The 2,908-nt window shown below is 44.9% G+C and carries 2 protein-coding genes; one reads left to right on the top strand and one right to left on the bottom strand.

Annotated features, from left to right (window positions below; translation table 11 throughout):
- Window positions 1-500 precede the first annotated feature (500 nt).
- The gene (locus VZT47_RS09935; protein WP_330224804.1) at window positions 501-1,169 is read right to left on the bottom strand and encodes a hypothetical protein; all 669 of its coding nucleotides are present in this window, start codon (window positions 1,167-1,169) and stop codon (window positions 501-503) included.
- A gap of 426 nt (window positions 1,170-1,595) precedes the next feature.
- On the opposite strand from VZT47_RS09935, the gene VZT47_RS09930 reads away from it, so the two are divergent.
- The gene (locus VZT47_RS09930) at window positions 1,596-2,447 is read left to right on the top strand and encodes a transporter substrate-binding domain-containing protein (RefSeq protein ID WP_330224803.1); all 852 of its coding nucleotides are present in this window, start codon (window positions 1,596-1,598) and stop codon (window positions 2,445-2,447) included.
- Window positions 2,448-2,908: the final 461 nt, after the last annotated feature.

Raw genomic sequence — 2,908 nt, 5'->3', positions numbered from 1 at the left:
TTGGAAATGATTCATTTTTTTATATAAAAAGGCCGCTTTTCCTTCGTAATGGCCCACCACAACTGCGAACTGATAACTAATAACTGATAACTTTTGTCCCTAAAGTTTTTAAAATAATGATTTCTATTTTTGTACACCCTCTCCGCGACAGCGGTGGGGGCACGAACCTGTCGGAACCATTCCGGGCAGGAGCGGCGGGGAACAGTAAGAATGATACTCACTAAAGCTCCATGATGACGTAACGCATGGGACTTTTGAGTCAACTGGCATTCTTACGATAGTAAGCCCCCTTTACCCGCTTCGCGGGAGCTTCCCCCGATGGGGGACGCCGGACAATTTTTGCGAGGTATCATTGCCTGTCGAAAGTGCAGTTCCCCGCTATCTGCTGCACCATATTTCCATAAGAGTTTTGAGTTATATACCCATCAAAAAAGACCGCACTTCGATTTGAAATGCGGCCTTTTCACTGATCACTAACGGCTAACGGCTAACCACTAACTTTATCTTCTCCTCATTCCTCTCGGATAGGCATGGGAGCCGTGTCCCTTCTGCGCTCTCCTTGCGGCGCGGTTCGGGAGGTCTTCCTGGGGCTGATTACCGGAGGACTGGCCCATTTTGCCTTTGGCCAGTTTTCCTGTCTGGATGCAGGTACGTTTGGCAGTCAGGAACCAGCCTGCCAGTTTGTCGGCCGCTTTGGAATCGCCGCTGTTTTTGGCCATGGAATCTTCAGGGAAATCTTTCCTGTAGTATTCGATGGCTTTTCTGCTGTTCGTCTTGTCATCGGCAGCGACGGATTTGAAATTCATGAGATTTCTTCCCACGAAAAGGATGAGAAGCACCGGAAGGATGGCCATGTAGAATACGCCGGAGGCAATATCGGTGGCAATTAAGAGGACTGCTACTAAAATGACACCCATGGCTGTATATTTCTGCATATTCAGCATTTTGCGGAATTTTTCATCCATGGCGGAAAGCCAGATATTTCCACCGGCATGGAAATAGTTCAGGAATTCTTTATCCCGGAAACTCCGGTCTCCCTTGTGACGCTCAATAATCTGGTCAATGATATCTTTGACATTTTTCTCCAGCCTGAGCATCTGGTAACCGATGAAGAAACCGATGAGGGAAAGAATGATGGTAACGATGATAGTGACGATATTGGAATCCATAAGTCTGCTCCTTTTCTGTGTTACATAGTATTTATATTATACTCTTGTTATGAACGCAGGAAAAGGGGAGAATGGGAGGAATTGGGGATTGGGGACTGGGGATTAGGGAGGGTGGCGGGCACAATTCATGAAGCCCGCCATTTTTTAGTTATCAGTTAGCAGTTCTCAGTTCACAGTGAAATCGTGGAGGATAGTCGAATTGAGCTTTACTGTCAGTTTGAAATATGTAGAGCTTTCCGATCTTATGTGGGATTCTGATAACTGATAACTGATAACTGATAACTGATAACTAATGACTTGTATAAAAATACAGTATTTCTATAAAAAAATAAAATATCATTGACATATACGCATAAATATACTAAAATATGTAAAAATAATTCAGAATCTGTATAGATGACTGTTGAATGGAAGGAGCAGATTTTTATGAAACAGGTATGGAAAAAAGTGATTCTTGGTCTGGCAGCAGCTTCTGTTGCATTTTCTATTGTCGGCTGCGGGGGCGATGCAAAACCGGCTGCCTCTTCATCGCAGGCCAAACAGGGTCCTCTGATGGAGCAGATTAAGAAAAAAGGCGAAATCACCGTAGGCACCGCTTCCGGTTATCCTCCCTATGAATTCCTGGATGCTTCCAAGGGGGAGAAAACCATTATCGGGGTCGATATGGATCTTGCAAAAGCTATTGCCGACAAACTGGGAGTCAAACTGAAAGTGGCGGATTCGAATTTCACGGCCCTTCTGTCTTCCCTGACCGCAGGAAAAGTGGATATCGCCATCGCCGGTATTTCCGCTACCGATGAAAGAAAGAAGACCATGGACTTCTCTGACGGATACCTTCCCATGCATGAAAAAATCATGATCCGCAAGGCTGATAAGGATAAACTGAAAGCGCTGGAAGATTTCAAAGGGAAATCGGTAGGGGCCCAGAAATCCACCACTGAAGAAAAACTGGCCCAGGCAGAATTGAAAGATTCGAAGCTGGTCTTCCTGGATCATGTCCCGGATGTAGTTTTGGAATTGAAACAGGGAAAAGTAGATGGCCTCGTCGTACAGGATGTAGTGGCAGAACAGTACCTGGTATTTAACGATGACCTCACCCTGATTGATGTGAACTTCAAAACGGCTAAAGTCCTGGATACGGCAGTGGCCATTCCAAAAGGCAATGAAGATCTGAAAAAGGTCATCAATGAAGTCATTCAGGAAAATACAAAGAACGGCAATTTCGATAAATGGCTGAAAGCGGCAAGCAAGAAAGCCATCGAAAATGCAAAGAAATAAGTGATTGGAAATAAAAGCACTTCGGCCCGTCCGGCTGAAGTGCTTTTTGTGTGAGAAGAACGGAAAGTGGATTTCGGATTGCGGGAAGGTGGCGCCGCTGATGCGGCGCGAAGTATATATGGGGATTTTGTCTGGAAGGGGGCAGTCCATAAACAGTCAAGGATATTCATGCATTCCTGTGAAGGCCAAAGGTCCACATAAAAAAGATTGATTCGCGGAGCAGCCATATCCACCCCGCCATCCCCAATCCGCATTCCGCAATCCGATGATCACATATGAAAAGGGGGTGTACAAAAATAAAAATCATTATTTAAAAACTTTAGGGGAAATAGTTATCAGTTATTAGTTATCAGTTCGCAGTTATGGTGGCCGCCTTTTTATAGGGGAGGCGGCCCTTTTTATATAAGGATTTAAACATTCTCCAGGAGAATTGTGTATAAAAATGGCCCGCCATCCAGTTT

The sequence above is a fragment of the Dialister sp. genome (assembly GCF_036343215.1).
In the GTDB taxonomy this organism is placed as follows: domain Bacteria; phylum Bacillota; class Negativicutes; order Veillonellales; family Dialisteraceae; genus Dialister.
This window is presented reverse-complemented; position numbering and strand designations above follow the sequence as displayed.